The organism is Desulfosporosinus youngiae DSM 17734, from assembly GCF_000244895.1.
GTDB lineage: Bacteria > Bacillota > Desulfitobacteriia > Desulfitobacteriales > Desulfitobacteriaceae > Desulfosporosinus > Desulfosporosinus youngiae.
Genome location: NZ_CM001441.1, coordinates 3,756,043 through 3,770,395 on the forward strand (window position 1 = coordinate 3,756,043; position 14,353 = coordinate 3,770,395).

Consider the following 14,353-nt stretch of genomic DNA (forward strand, 5'->3'; position numbering starts at 1 on the left):
TACTAAAAAGACCTTGGATACTCATTACACTGCAGCTATAAAAAATTGTCATATGAGGGGATAAAAAATGAATAAGGCAGCAACTATCTGTAAAGAACGGCCCTTAACCTTGGCCGGAATGCTCGTAACCATCGGTGTTGTTTATGGTGATATTGGGACATCCCCCTTATATGTTATGAGGGCGTTAGTTGAAGGAAACGGAGGCTTGGCTTCCCTTACCAATGAGTTTGTATACGGTTCCCTTTCGCTTGTTTTCTGGACAATTACTTTGCTTACAACCATAAAATACGTTCTGATCACACTCAAGGCGGATAATCATGGGGAAGGCGGCATCCTTGCCCTGTATTCACTGATTCGAAAAAGAAAAGCCTGGTTGATTGTTCCGGCAATGATTGGGGCAGCAACCCTTTTGGCAGATGGTATTTTAACACCGGCCGTTACCGTTACCAGCGCTGTGGAAGGATTAAAAGGGATTCCCGCCTATGTGAACAGCTTTGGTTCAAGCCAATCCACCGTGATTATCATTACCATCTTTATTCTTTGTTTTCTGTTTCTGCTCCAACGAACCGGCACTGAGATACTGGGACGATTATTCGGACCTATTATGCTTTTATGGTTTCTCATGCTGGGCATTTTAGGTGCTGCCCATGTTTTGGGAAACCTGGATATCCTGAAATCCCTTTCTCCGCACTATGGAATTCAATTTTTGTTTAGTGACCATAATAAAGCCGGTCTGGCGATTTTAGGCAGCGTATTCCTGGCTACAACCGGAGCCGAAGCTTTGTACTCCGATTTAGGGCATGTAGGACGGAGAAACATCTACGGAACATGGCCTTTTATTAAAGTTGCTTTGCTCTTGAACTATTTTGGCCAAGGGGCTTGGCTGTTACATGCCAAGGGAAATGCAGAGCTGCAGCAAATCATCGGTTTTAATCCGTTTTTTGAACTGATGCCGGGAAATTTCCGCATCGTCGGTGTCCTCTTAGCGACTTTAGCCGCGATCATTGCCTCCCAGGCCTTAATCAGCGGTTCCTTTACACTGGTTTCGGAAGCAATTAAGTTAGATTTACTGCCGAGATTAAAAATCTACTATCCGGCATTGTCCAAAGGCCAAATGTACATCCCCATCGTCAATACCCTTTTAATGCTTTCCTGTATCGGCGTGGTCCTGTTCTTTCAAACATCTGCCCATATGGAGGCTGCTTATGGGTTAGCGATTACGGTTACCATGCTCATGACCACCATCCTGCTGTTCAATTGGCTTATGAAAAAAAAGATATCTCGGTTGCTCTCCCTGCTGGTGGTTATCATTTTTGGGACTTTAGAGACCGCTTTTTTCATTGCGAGCGCTTCGAAATTTTTCCACGGCGGGTTTGTAACTGTCATTATTGCCTTTTTCATTTTAACACTCATGATGTTATGGCATAAAGCCACCATCATTGAGCAAGCCGTGATCAAAGAAGTTTCCCTGGACGATTATATTTTTAAGCTTGAAAAACTTAGAAAAGATGAACACTTTCCCCTCTATGCAACCAACTTGGTTTATTTAACCAGCAAGTCAAAGCCGGGAAAAGTCAACAATGAAATCATCTATTCTATTCTGGATAAGCGCCCCAAAAGAGCGGACGTTTATTGGTTCATCAATGTACAGGTTACCGATGAACCAAGGACCATGGAATACTCCATTGAAAATTTTGGCACGGATTATATTTTTAAAATCCAATTACACTTGGGGTTTAGGGTTGAACAAAGAGTGAGTACCTATTTAAAACAAATTGTTACGGATCTCATGAAATCACACGAAATAAAGAAACAGTTTCAATTTTATTCTTCAAGCGATATTAACCGCCATATCGGGGATTTTTGTTTTGTTTTGGTCCGTGAAGAACTGGCCCATGATACTGCCCTTCCCTTATTTAAACGACTGATCCTCTTATTTAAACTTAAGCTCAAGAAAATTTCAGTTTCCCCTGTTCGTTGGTTTGGTCTTGAGCATACCGACGTTAAAATTGAATATGTTCCCTTGCGTCTGGGGGCAAGCAAGTCAATAATCCTGAAGAGGAGGCCCACCTAAGGGTTCAAGATAATTGGCTTTCCTGCCTGAAGCATTAAGCAGCTTTGCGTTTTACTTTGTTTATCCAATAGAAATGTACGCGGGGTTGACAGCTGATTAGAAAAAATTATATAAATCAATGCGGTTTACTTTTCCTCCTTCTTGCTGATGATGGCCAAAAATATTTCTTCCAACGTCAGCTGTTAGCCTGCATCTATAACCAAGATCTGTAGCCGCCCCTCCAGAAAAAGCATCTATTTCCCAGTACAGCCGGCAGGTTAATTGTCTTGAATATTCTCATCCCGCCAATAAAAAATGGCCCCGGACTGCTTAATGCAGCCCAAGACCACAGGCCTTCCGCGTTAATTCATTAGTTTTCTGATTTCATCCTCAGCCAGTCCTGTCGCCTTGATAATCATGTCTACTTCCATACCCAGCCTCAGCAAATTCTCCGCCACTTCCAGCTTGCCCTTTTCCATGCCTTCCTCCAGGCCCCTCTCCATGCCTTCTGTGATCAGCTTTTCGGCAATAGTCATAAGGACTTCACTCCTTTCCAAAGAAATCTCTTTGGCCAGATCGTAGACCGTTTGAAATTCCAAGTCATTTCTGGCATTCATAATATATCGGATAAACGTCTCGAAGTACTCCGACTCCTTGTCTTGCTTTTCCAGCTCATCCAGGGCCCGAAGGGATTCTTGTAAAGTCTTCAGAAATACCCCGTAATCTTCTTCAAAGATATCTCGCAATAATTTCAGAAAGATTTGCAGCTTCATGCTGCCCTTGATGTCGGCGTTGCTGTAGGCGGAGATATTATAGAGCAGATAAGAAAAATCCGGCAGGCAGTTGGCAACGGCTAGGGGCAGCTGCTCATAATCCTCAATCAGACCCGAGAGTTTCAACGGGCTGTTCCAGCGTGCTTGACCGTGATAGACTACCAGGGGGATGATGACGGGCAGTTTGGCCGCGGGCCGACCCGCTGTTTTTAATTCCCAAATGTTCAGCATGTATTTTAACAATTGAAGGGCAACCTTGGGCGAGGGGTAGCTTTTGTGCTCAAAGAGCAGGTAAAGATAACTGTCCTTATGGTTGATTTTGGTTTGAAATAACAAGTCGGAAAAGGTTTCTTCCAACTCTTTTTCAATAAAGCTGTCCTTATGCAGGGTAACAGTCTCCAAGTCCATGAATTCCAGAAGTTCCTGGGGCAGATAGTTTTGCAAAAAATCCTGAGTCGTCCGAAGATCACTGAGGGTCTCTTTAAAAAACTTGTCATGGGGTTTATGGATAAGGTTCAATTCCCTCACTCCTTCTGAGCGCTAACGGGGATTTGCCGGCAAAACAAGGTTCGGTGCCTAAACCGCATCACTAATGTTTCTTATAAAGGTTAACTATAGGATAATTATAACATACCTTACCGCGGGGCGAAACGAAGTTCTTCTAGGACTCCTTAGTGTCATTTCAATCCACGCTCCCATGTAGAGAGCGACAGAGACCCTTTTGATGCGCTTTTATGCGATAGCATATTTCAATCCACGCTCCCATGTAGAGAGCGACGAAAATATATGTGCGTAGGTACATCATTATGTGTGTATTTCAATCCACGCTCCCATGTAGAGAGCGACTCGCGTCCGATGAAGCGAAGGATCCTACTGTGATATTTCAATCCACGCTCCCATGTAGAGAGCGACTTAGCCCCACTGCCGTGGCCGCCCCGTAACGCTATTTCAATCCACGCTCCCATGTAGAGAGCGACTACCGCCCGATAGAATCCACGCGCGCCCATCGTTATTTCAATCCACGCTCCCATGTAGAGAGCGACAGCAAAAACTAATTAAAATCGTCTCATCTTAAAACTATTCACCAATTTTGTGACAGTTTTCTTTCAAATACCACTTCTTCCTTCACTATACTCTACACTTTTCAACAAATTCCTTCAAATCTCGAGGTGCGAACCTCCCAGGGATTTTATGTTCACTTCACATTCGCACTAGATAATTCCAAGTATCCAACAGCATCAAAAAACTCCTTATGCCTAAACGCACTTTAACATTTATCTCCAACTTTCCTTCACCATTCACACTATTATACCTTCATTGATAACTCTATGAAAGTCCTACCGGTAGAATGGGATTATCAGGTTCCTTTTGGACTCCTTTATTCCCCTTCCCCTTCGGATACCGTTCGCTCCCTTATTTATGCAGTAACGAAAGTTTTTGATCTGGAAAAATCGTAATAGCAGTTTAACACATGAGGCCCGCAATCGCTTTGCTCCAGGGGCGAAAAATCATCTCAGTATTTCCTTTCGGGGAAAATATAATTTTCACTCGACGCCTGGGACCCCCTTCGCCTTTTCCCGTGCATTACGAAATTCCTTTGGCACTTCATCTTCTTTCATTGCTGCGTGTACGGCACAAGTACCGGCTTTCTCAGCGGTTTCATAATACCAGTGCTTATAGTCAAGCATAGCCAGCGTTTCTTTCATCTGCTCCATCTGGGCAAGTACCGCTTCCCGTTGTCTGTCAACGAGGGCGAGCCGCTGGCCGATGGTATCATCCCCCTCCAGACACCAGCCGATGAATACCCTGATGTCCCTTATGGTCATGCCGGTTTTTTTCAGGCACTCAATGGTGGAGAGGTACTCAAAATCCTCGTCCCGGAACACGCGGATACCCCCGCCGGAACGCTCTAAAAAAGGAAGAAGGCCCTCCTTATCGTAATATCGCAGTGTGGAGGGTGCTACTCCCAACTTTTTCGCCATTTCACCAACTGTATACAGCATCGCTTTCCCTTCCTCTTTTCGTCTTTTTTGTTTTCTATCTTTTTTTATTTTTTGTTGACTTAAAGTATGGTTTAAGTTGTAGTATAACGATTAAGTTGTAGGATGAATTATAACGAACAAGACGATATTCGTCAATTAGGAGGAAGAAAAAATGAGTTTTCAAATGTATGTACCGACAAGAATTCTATTTGGTCAAGGTCAGTTGGATAATTTACGCAACCAACAGATGCCGGGGAAAAAGGCGTTGATTGTCATTTCCGATGGCAAGTCCTCAAAAACCAACGGCTCCCTTAGCAAAACACAAGAGCAGCTAAAACAAGCCGGTGTAGAGTGGACAGTCTTTGACCGCATTATGGCAAACCCCTTGAAGTCTACGGTTATGGATGGAGCTGCCTGTGCGCGTGAAAATAACTGTGATTTTATCGTTGCCCTTGGTGGCGGCAGTGTGATGGACGCATCCAAGGCAATCGCAGCGATGGCGACCAATGACGGCGATCTGTGGGATTATATCTTCGGAGGAACCGGCAAGGGGAAACCGCTGACCAATGAACCGCTCCCGATCATTGCAATTACTACCACGGCAGGCACCGGCAGTGAGGTTGACCAGTACGGTGTCATCTCCAATAAAGAAACCCATGAAAAAATCGGCTTTGGCGGGTCTGACTCCCTGTTCCCGAAAATTGCAATTGTCGATCCTGAGCTTATGAAAACTGTGCCGCCTAAGTTTACCGCATTACAGGGCTTTGACGCCCTGTTCCACAGCGTCGAATGTTATATTTCGACTGCGGCCAATCTGATGAGTGATATGTATGCACTCACTGCTATTGAGAATATCGGCAGGTATCTTGCCCGTGCGGTCAAGGATGGCTCCGATAGGGAAGCAAGAGAACATGTTGCCTTTGCCAACACCCTATCCGGAGTTGTGATGACTATCAGCGTCTGCACCAGTGAGCATTCTCTGGAGCATGCCATGAGTGCTTATCATCAAGATCTGCCTCACGGTGCAGGGCTGATTATGATTTCAAAGGCATATTTTACCCACTTCATTGAAACCCGGGCCTGTGATGAGCGCTTTGTACGAATGGCACAGGTTCTTGGCGTGGAGGATGCAGCGGAGCCTCTGGATTTCATTACTGCCCTTGTAAAATTGCAAGAAGAATGCGGCGTTGCCGATTTAAAAATGTCCGATTACGGTATTCGCCCAGATGAATTCATGACGATGGCACAGAATGCCCGTGCGACTATGGGCGGGTTGTTTACCGTTGACCGTGTGCCTCTGTCCGACGAGGATTGCGCGGCAATTTTTGAAAAATCATACCGGTAAGGGAGGCCCCTATGAAAGCATTGGTTCTTTATTATTCTTACGGCGGCATATCAACAGGATTGCCCAACATATCAGAAAAGCCCTGGACTGTGATATTGCTGAAATACAGACCGTAACACCCTATTCTGAAAAAGTGGATTGAGCGGCTCAAGGAGGCAATTCAATGAAGAATGTCATGATTTTGACCAGCGCCGGACAGATTGGCATATCGGTGTTGCTGCATCTTACTTTTACGATCCATTGAAACCGGAAAATTAAACGAACGGAAGGATAAGAATGGACAGACCTTATATCTTTTGCCACATGATGACTTCCGTAGATGGGAAAATCATGGGCTCCTATATGGAAACACCCGAAGGCAATGCGGCAGGCGATGTGTTCTACAACATTGCATTCGGCAGCAATCCCCATTATAAACATCAAGGGTGGTTATCCGGCAGAGTGACCACCGATGACAATTTTACACTTTACCGCAAGCCTGTACTGGACGAGAATGTCCCGCTGGTACGGTCGGGCGACTTTGTTGCCCTTCCCAATGCACCAATGTACTATGTTTCGGTAGACCCTTCCGGCAAGCTGGGCTGGGAAAGTAATACGCTGACCTACGGTGATACCACTGCCCATGTGCTGGAGGTGCTCACCGGAAAAGCAAGCAATGCCTATAAAGCTTTTCTGCGCAAGCTGGGCATCTCTTACATCATTGCCGGCGAGGACTCTCTGGACTATGCCCTCGCCATGGAAAAGCTGAAAACTTTGTTTGGCATTGAAACCCTGATGCTGGGCGGCGGAGGCGTTCTGAACTGGTCGTTTATACAGGCGGGTATGTGTGATGAGCTGAGTGTTGTCATTGCTGCGGCCGCCGATGGTTCCTCAGAAACTCCTGCGCTATTTGAGACACGGGGCGGCATGGCAACAAATAAAGCGGTCGGCTTTACCCTCAAAAGTGCTGAAGTCAAGGATGGCGGCAGTGTTTGGCTGCGCTATAGGATTAACAAATAAACCAATTGGGAGGATGGAATTCATGATAAATACGCAAGATTTTAAGAGCATTTTTCCCACAGGAGTAAAAAACGATGCTTATGCAAAATATTTCGTTGGACAAAGCTATTTGAATATGCTGACTACCACAGGAGTGGGAATCGGCAACGTGACGTTTGAACCGGGCTGCCGAAACAACTGGCACATTCATCACAAGGGCGGGCAGATTCTGCTTGTAACCGCAGGCCGGGGCTACTATCAGGAGTGGGGACAGCCTGCAAGGGAACTACATCCCGGTGATGTGGTAAATATCCCGCCGGAGGTGAAGCATTGGCATGGAGCGGCACCGGATAGCTGGTTTGCCCATCTTGCCGTTGAGGTTCCCGCCGAGGGAGCATCCAATGAATGGCTGGAGGCTGTATCTGACGAGGACTATGCTAAATTAAAATAGGAGTCGATTCAAATGAAAAAAGTAACTGCCGATCGGGATGCCTTGGGGGAATTTGCTCCCCAATTTGCGGCATTTAACGATGATGTACTGTTCGGAGAAGTGTGGCCCCGTGAGAAGCGCCTCCCTGCCAAGCTGCGGAGCATTATTACTGTTTCTGCTTTGCTGCCGGATGGCCCAAGGCGTGGGCAGCCTTTCGTATGGCAAAGGAAATCTACTGTGATTGATGGAGAAAAAAGAAGTCCGCGGGGAAAATTCCCTGCGGGGCTTGCCACAAAGGCAATGAATCTCAATCGATGAAAAATCCCATGCTGAAAGAATCGTAAAACACTCCATTGATACAAACATCCCTTGTAAGAATGCCCTCTTTGATAAAACCGTATTTTTCATACAAGCTTATCGCGGTTGTGTTATCCGTACGGGTCAAAAGGTTGATCTTTCTAACAGTTTCCGTATTTCTCGCCCATTCAATAAGAGCTTCCACAAGAAGATTCCCGATTCCTTTTCCCCAATATTTTTTTCTTACGGCAATCCCCATATCTCCGGAGTGCTTTTTTCGGACTCTGAAGCCGCCATTGAACGTGACAAAACCAGCAATTTCCTCATTAACTATGGCAAGTATAATCACGGAATTCTCTGCTAAGTTAGCAGATTGAATCAGCCGAGCTTGAGACTCAGCTGATTCTTCTATTTCGTTTGCTCCATAGGAGAGGAAATCCGATTCCTGGCTGATATATTGTTTGAACAGATCCATCTGTTCAGCATCATCCACCTCCGCCTTTCGAATCACAATTTCTGAGCCGTCTTTTAACTTCACCGTTTTCATATTGAGTATTCCTTTCTAGCATAAAGATTAGTTCCTGGCCAAGCTCCTTTTAACTGATATATCCTCAGAGAAGAGAAAACCACTTGCGAATGTCATGCTCGACTTCCCGTAAGTGGGTTAACTATGACCACGCATCGATACTACCTGCGACATAAAAGGATTCCGTCGATGAATTCCTTCCGCTCCTCTTCCGGTAAGCCAGCAGGAGGAGGACCTGGGTGTAAGTCAAAATCGACACTGGTGTCGATTTTGAACTGCCAGACCCGTCAGGAAAGCTGAACCCATACTCTTCGTAGAGCTTCATCAGTCTGCCTGCAGTTTTCTGTGAGTAGCTCACGGACTCTTCCAGCCACTTGCCCCACCGTAAGCTCTGAATTTATTTACTTCACACTAAGTTTTTATGTTTGGTTTCCCGGCGATTGTCTTTTTTCCTGGTAATAGCCCAGGATACCCTGTTCCCCACAGTGCAGCCGGGCTTTATTGCGGTAACGCCAGGGATCATCCATCCCGATGGTCGGCTGAATCGTTGCACTATCCAGCGGAATTTTTCCAATCCTGACCAGAGCGTCAGCCACCCACTGCTTCTTCCAAACCAAGGTCTGCTCATACTTCAGGTGCTGCAGCTGGCAGCCGCCGCAGACAGAAAATTCATGCCCTACGAATACAAAATAAATAACCAATTAGAAATTTAGGAAGAAGCTGATGCCAACATTCTATCTCACTTACTCATAATAACACCACCCAATTGGAATATAGTTCAAAAAATCTATAACAAATTATCCTTTGTCTAAATATACTGAAAATAAGGTAAGCTAATAAATAGTGGGAGGACAAATAATGAGTACCCAATTATTCAAGCTTGTCATCGACGCCGCTACTACAACCGATACAACGATTAATCCAGCCATTGAAAAATATTTTTATGAATTGAGAGAAGATGAAAGAACCGGCGGAATTGTTACTATTCCGGCTACTCAATTTATAGATGATGACGGCAATGTCATGACAGGCAATCTTACCCCTGCGACTGCAGACAACGGATATTATCTCTTGTTTATAAACGGTGTATTGCAGCAATCCAGTTTATATACTGTCAGTGCTGACGGTTCGCAGGTTGTTATCAATGATGCTGCTACAGTTCCTGTCGGTGCACCGATTACCTTGATCGTAACCAACTTCGCTCCTGTTTCTGATTCTGATACTACAATTACAACCTAATGATTCAAATTACGGATGTGAAGGGGCAGTTGTAAAACAAGCCCCTTCTTTCCAGCTTTATTTCCTTAAAATGTCTTCATTTTAGGAGTGAAAGCTGTGTTTAATGAAAGAACTCATTTCGATTCCGCAGAAAGACTGCTGCACGCCGATGTTTATCAATACAACGCCTTGTCTGACGGGGTAAAGAAGCTCTATACCAACCAGGATGAATTAACGGAATACGGCACCAGAGGTATCCTCAATCCTAAGCAAGTGTCCTATTTTAACTTGTTTATTAATGGATTATTGCAGCCCCGGGTTAACTATGAAATTCAGGAAGGTCTTCTTCTCCTCAAAACTGACGATGTCCCTTTAAAGGACTCGACTATTATCATTGTCTTTGTCACTTTTAAGGATGAAGAATGGGCTGAACTTAATTCGGCTCTGGTTGAAGGAATCATCCCTTCCGGGCAGATAAGGGGCGGTCCTGTCACAGATAGGGATATCAAAATCAGGGATACCACTTACTCTTATCTGAAAATGGAAAACCTTCGTGTCTCCGGACCGGAATTTATCTCTGCAGAGAATGCTGCCCATTGGGAATTCAGCCTAACAATCTCTAATACCGGTAATATCCCCATCCGGGATATCGTCGTCACAGACACGATTCTCTTAGATCTTATTGCAAAGATAGAAAACCTCTCTCTATCCCAGGGCCATATTCTTATCAATCATGAACGTATCACCTGGTTTATTGATCAATTAAATCCCAGGGACTCGGCCACTGCCAGCTTTAAAGCAGAGGGTCTGTTTCAGGCCGCCGGTATCCGCTTTCTCAGCAGAGGGTTTGCCGCAGGAAACAGTTCGTCAGGCGCCATAACCACGGATATTGTGGGCGGGGAGGCAATCAAGGTCAGTCGGGGGCTGGAGATTACTCAAACCATTATAGGGGGTCCTGTCCAAGTAAATGCCGGTAAAAGCAACATCTGGAGAGTGGAACTAAAGCTGGCTAATTTGAGTGCTGACAATGCAACGGATATTCTGGTGACCGATGCTTTATTGACGGAGAACACCCATGTTAAAGTGGTCAGTCTCTCCGGGGGTACTGCCCAGGCTATAAATAATGACATTCTTTGGCGTATTGATGAGCTGAAAGCTTTGGAAACGGCCGTTCTCAGCATCGATATCACCGGGTCCTTTGCCCGGGAAGGATTGAGCTCCTTAGGCACTGCATCAGGGATGGGCAATATCCCGGCGGGCAAACTATTCACCAATCGCTCTCAGGACTTTCAAATCGTGGTCTTTCCGGCAGCCAACCCGGCAGAAGAGGGTTTACTGCTGCAGGTCACTGTCTTAAATAACCCTTTAACCTGTTCCTTGGGGATCGCCAAAAAATGGCGTTTCTCTTTAGAAATCACAAACCTTACCTCTGAAGTTATCACTCATATCATCGCAATCGCTTATCTCCTCTTTGATGAAGCCGATGATATCCGAACTGCTTCCGTATCTTCGGGAGAAATCTCCATCTCCCCCGGTACTATTGTCTGGAATCTCGAAGAGCTTTTACCCGGAGAGACCTTACGGGCGGTTTTTGAAGCTGAAGGTATTTTCCGCACTGCCGGACTCCGTTCCCTCTGCAGAGGGATTGCCACGGGATGGAGCTCAAATTCCTGCCTGATATCAGGCATTGCTGCCGGAGCCTCGTTCCGTGTTTTAGAATATGTCAAGGCTTGTGTGATTGTGGACAAAGTTTTTTCCCAGTATCAGCTGAGACATTGTTTTGAAGATATCGTTGTCGATCTTCCCGGCGGCTTTCAGAGTATTCTCTTTAAACCGGGCTTTATTACAGAAAACAGCCTAAAGATAAACGCTATAAAGGATAGGGTTCATTTCAGGCGAGTTCAATTCCTCCTGAAAATACCCTTTGAGATCGTCACTGCCGATAATACCCGAAGCAAAGGCAGCTTACCCGATATCGTCAGCGACATCATTATGTTTATGCCGGAAACCAGAGATGAGTTTTCCTACAGTATTGCCGTGGAAACCCGTTCAAAGCTTCTCAACACTCCCAAAAGCTGTGACGGACGCCTGCATTTTTCTGTCGGTGTCTTTATGCTTATCCGGGCCGTGGGCAAGGTATCCTTACAAATACCCAGCTATGGATTTTTTCCCGAACTGCCTGAGTGGGAAGAGGCCTTTGTTCATGCTGATTTCTATCCGCCGCTGCCTGAGCATTGGCCGCAAAACACCCGTGTAAAGGCAACGGTTAAAGCCCGGGTTACGAGCCGCATCCCCTGTCCCCAAATCTTCGGCAGCCTGACGATTGAAAAATACATTGTCTCAGGACCTCTGGAAGTGCCGCCCCATGGGGTGCTTACCTGGACAACAGAAATCAGAGTATCGAATAATGGCTATGGTCCGGTCAGCAAGGTTCTCCTGACGGATACCTTACTGTTGGATACTTTGCTTAATCTGAATATCCTGAGCCTTTCCCAAGGCACCGTCTCCCCAAAGGGCAGTCAAATTATCTGGGATATCGGGACTTTAAATGCCAATAACACCATTGTTTTGAGCGCGGAAATCACAGGCTCTTTTAAGGCTGAAGATCATCTTCTTAAGGGAGAGAAGTCTCAATACAATGCTATTTCCGATGGAGTCAGGACATCCTTTACGAATGCTGACGAGTTAACTATCTACGGTGATAACGGTATCCCCAATCCTGCTGAAGTCTCTTTCTTTAACCTCTATGTTAATGGGGTACTGCAGCCTCAGATCAATTATACCGTAGCGGAAGGGCTTTTAACTTTAACAACCCAAAGCCCTCCGTCAACGGGAGTGCCCATTATTCTTGAATCCTTAATCATAAAGAATAAAAACGATATCCTTTTGCAGGCGGCAATCTATCAATTCAATGCCTTTGCCGGCGGGGAAAGAGTGTATACGAATGAGGATGAAATAATGATGTATGGAGATGAGGGAATACTTGACCCCCGGCAAACTTCTTATCAAATGCTGTTTATCAATGGAGTTATTCAGCCTGAAAAAAATTATACCCTCCAAAAAGGACTCCTTATCCTGGAAGTTGCGTGCCTGCCAAAGCCTGGAGTACCTATATCCATCCAGTTTGTTTCTTTATCCTCTGCCGGCCTTGGCCTGGTCACGCTATAAACAACGTGTCATATAATTAATTATGATAAAAATATGTGCTATAGGAGTTTTCTTATGGGCGATCAAACCAGACTCATGAGTATTGTTTTAGAAGAGCCCTTGGTTACAAGAGAATATCCGTCCGATATCGTCTTCTTCCGGACATTCACTACCGCTCAAACCAATACAACGATTTGGACACCGGCTTCCGGCCAAAGCATATTCATGACGGCATGGCAGGTTTCTGCCTCTGTTCCGGTGGTCATTCAGCTAAACAGAGGAAGCAACTCTGTTTTCATGTCGATTATGCTTACCAGCAGCCTGGCCACCTGCAGTGAAAGCTTCCTATCCCCTATTCGCTTTAATCCGGATGAAGCGGTGTCTGTTACCACAAGTGCTGCCGGAACCGTCAATGTCACCCTGATAGGGTATGAGTTATAAGGCCAGGCATTCAAGGCCAGGTCAAAAAATCAAAGGAGAGCCGGTTAATGAGCAGTCCTCAGCAAATTCCAGCAGCTATTGAAAAAAACTCAAACCTGATTAAATATGCCAGCTTTGGCGTCCTGACCAGCGGAATAACTCTTTGGACTCCGGAGGCGCAGAAAAGCGTCTGTCTGACAGCAGTGCAAGCATCGGCTTCTCAGGCGGTATCCCTCCTGTTAAGTAATGGAAATAATGATTTCCTTTCCCTCAGAATAACAGAGCCTTTCAGTACGGTAAGTCAAAGTTTTTATTCTCCTTATAATCTCAGTCCAAACACTCCTCTTATGGTAAGAACATCTGATGAGCAAATAAAATGCAATACTTCCGGGGCTGTTACAGCTACTCAGACAGCCTATAACGGCAGGACTGATTTCACCAATGTTAATAATGCCGTGGGACTTCATAATGGCAGCGTTGCCTCTTTAGCCTCAGGCTTGCTTACACAGACCGGAGGAAATATCATCTTAGGGTACAGCCTGCTTCCGGCAATGTCTAATTATTTGGATATTGAGCAGGTTGTTATAAAATTCTACTGCAGACTCAGTCTGACCGTTGCCGTAGGGGTCAGTTCAATGATCTTTTCCTGGCGGCCCAATGCTCAGGCAGCCTGGACCGGACTGGGGCAGGTAAGCCGTTCCTTAATCGGTACTGCCGATTATCTGACAAATCCCCTTGAACAGGATATAACCGCTGCAGTACTGGGGGCACCTGCTCCCTGGGACGTAATAAATAATCTTCAGACATCATTTGTGGGAAGCCATACCGGGCTGGGCCTGGGCAATACGATTCAATTAGATGCTGTAGAGGTTGCAATCTGCACCACCGGCAAAAATCAAATGACACTTTTTGGATATGAAGCTTAATCGCCCTAGGCGGAGGCCTTTTGATTACTTTGCAGGGGTTACCCGCGGCAATTACATTGTCAGGTATATCCTTAGTCACCACACTCCCCACGCCTATCGTCAGGTTATCTCCGATTGTCACTCCCGGGCAGATAATGGTTCCGCCGCCAATCCAAACATTATTTGTCTCTCCGCGGGGTCAGTAGGATGCCCAACCGTATAGATTTGAACATTTGGTCCTAAAAACGCCTGATAGCATTTTCTCTTTTTCACTTTTAA

The 14,353-nt window shown here is 45.6% G+C and carries 11 protein-coding genes, 4 pseudogenes and 1 CRISPR repeat array; of the genes and pseudogenes, 9 read left to right on the forward strand and 6 right to left on the reverse strand.

Annotated elements, in window-relative coordinates; all coding sequences use genetic code 11:
* The first annotated feature begins 67 nt into the window (after window positions 1-67).
* Complete coding sequence (locus DESYODRAFT_RS17540; protein WP_007785127.1) at window positions 68-2,074, forward strand: KUP/HAK/KT family potassium transporter; 2,007 nt, start codon at window positions 68-70, stop codon at window positions 2,072-2,074.
* A gap of 341 nt (window positions 2,075-2,415) precedes the next feature.
* Here the strand turns inward: DESYODRAFT_RS17540 and DESYODRAFT_RS17545 are convergent, their stop codons facing one another.
* Both DESYODRAFT_RS17545 and DESYODRAFT_RS17550 read right to left on the reverse strand, forming a co-directional pair.
* On the reverse strand, window positions 2,416-3,345 hold the full coding sequence (locus DESYODRAFT_RS17545; protein ID WP_007785130.1) for an Rpn family recombination-promoting nuclease/putative transposase: 930 nt from the start codon (window positions 3,343-3,345) through the stop codon (window positions 2,416-2,418).
* A gap of 159 nt (window positions 3,346-3,504) precedes the next feature.
* Window positions 3,505-3,869: direct repeats of the CRISPR family, unit length 33 nt; unit sequence TATTTCAATCCACGCTCCCATGTAGAGAGCGAC.
* A 501-nt stretch (window positions 3,870-4,370) separates the two neighbouring features.
* Window positions 4,371-4,829: a MerR family transcriptional regulator gene (locus DESYODRAFT_RS17550; protein ID WP_007785131.1), complete on the reverse strand. Its 459-nt coding sequence runs from the start codon at window positions 4,827-4,829 to the stop codon at window positions 4,371-4,373.
* 151 nt (window positions 4,830-4,980) lie between these two features.
* Between DESYODRAFT_RS17550 and DESYODRAFT_RS17555 the strand changes: the two genes are divergently transcribed.
* From DESYODRAFT_RS17555 to DESYODRAFT_RS17570, 4 genes and pseudogenes are all read left to right on the forward strand, one after another.
* Window positions 4,981-6,153 carry an iron-containing alcohol dehydrogenase gene (locus tag DESYODRAFT_RS17555; protein ID WP_007785134.1) on the forward strand — a complete coding sequence of 391 codons (1,173 nt, stop codon included), beginning with the start codon at window positions 4,981-4,983 and terminating at the stop codon, window positions 6,151-6,153.
* A gap of 276 nt (window positions 6,154-6,429) precedes the next feature.
* A complete protein-coding gene (locus tag DESYODRAFT_RS17560) occupies window positions 6,430-7,152 on the forward strand; it encodes a dihydrofolate reductase family protein (protein WP_007785136.1) in 723 nt (240 codons plus the stop codon).
* A gap of 22 nt (window positions 7,153-7,174) precedes the next feature.
* Window positions 7,175-7,582, forward strand: coding sequence for a cupin domain-containing protein (locus DESYODRAFT_RS17565; RefSeq protein ID WP_007785137.1), 408 nt, complete (start codon window positions 7,175-7,177; stop codon window positions 7,580-7,582).
* 12 nt (window positions 7,583-7,594) lie between these two features.
* Window positions 7,595-7,806, forward strand: a pseudogene (locus DESYODRAFT_RS17570) (carboxymuconolactone decarboxylase family protein).
* 62 nt (window positions 7,807-7,868) lie between these two features.
* On the opposite strand, the gene DESYODRAFT_RS17575 reads toward DESYODRAFT_RS17570, so the two are convergent.
* The 3 genes and pseudogenes from DESYODRAFT_RS17575 to DESYODRAFT_RS17580 all read right to left on the reverse strand — a co-directional run.
* A complete protein-coding gene (locus DESYODRAFT_RS17575) occupies window positions 7,869-8,405 on the reverse strand; it encodes a GNAT family N-acetyltransferase (protein WP_007785139.1) in 537 nt (178 codons plus the stop codon).
* A 167-nt stretch (window positions 8,406-8,572) separates the two neighbouring features.
* Window positions 8,573-8,766, reverse strand: a pseudogene (locus DESYODRAFT_RS27475) (DUF3102 domain-containing protein); the annotation flags it as partial.
* A gap of 55 nt (window positions 8,767-8,821) precedes the next feature.
* Window positions 8,822-9,052, reverse strand: a pseudogene (locus DESYODRAFT_RS17580) (23S rRNA (uracil(1939)-C(5))-methyltransferase RlmD); the annotation flags it as partial.
* Window positions 9,053-9,242: 190 nt separating this feature from the next.
* Between DESYODRAFT_RS17580 and DESYODRAFT_RS17585 the strand changes: the two are divergent.
* The 4 genes from DESYODRAFT_RS17585 to DESYODRAFT_RS17600 all read left to right on the forward strand — a co-directional run bounded on the left by DESYODRAFT_RS17585 (window position 9,243) and on the right by DESYODRAFT_RS17600 (window position 14,095).
* Window positions 9,243-9,623, forward strand: a complete 381-nt coding sequence (locus DESYODRAFT_RS17585; protein WP_007785140.1) for a DUF4183 domain-containing protein — start codon at window positions 9,243-9,245, stop codon at window positions 9,621-9,623.
* Between the two features lie 96 nt (window positions 9,624-9,719).
* Window positions 9,720-12,770 (forward strand): DUF4183 domain-containing protein, encoded by a 3,051-nt coding sequence (locus DESYODRAFT_RS17590; RefSeq protein WP_007785142.1) that lies wholly within the window; start codon window positions 9,720-9,722, stop codon window positions 12,768-12,770.
* 54 nt (window positions 12,771-12,824) lie between these two features.
* Window positions 12,825-13,190 (forward strand): hypothetical protein, encoded by a 366-nt coding sequence (locus DESYODRAFT_RS17595; RefSeq protein ID WP_007785144.1) that lies wholly within the window; start codon window positions 12,825-12,827, stop codon window positions 13,188-13,190.
* Window positions 13,191-13,237: 47 nt separating this feature from the next.
* The gene (locus DESYODRAFT_RS17600; RefSeq protein ID WP_007785145.1) at window positions 13,238-14,095 is read left to right on the forward strand and encodes a hypothetical protein; all 858 of its coding nucleotides are present in this window, start codon (window positions 13,238-13,240) and stop codon (window positions 14,093-14,095) included.
* A 19-nt stretch (window positions 14,096-14,114) separates the two neighbouring features.
* On the opposite strand, the pseudogene DESYODRAFT_RS27480 reads toward DESYODRAFT_RS17600, so the two are convergent.
* Window positions 14,115-14,317, reverse strand: a pseudogene (locus DESYODRAFT_RS27480) (LbetaH domain-containing protein); the annotation flags it as partial.
* Between the last annotated feature and the right edge of the window lie 36 nt (window positions 14,318-14,353).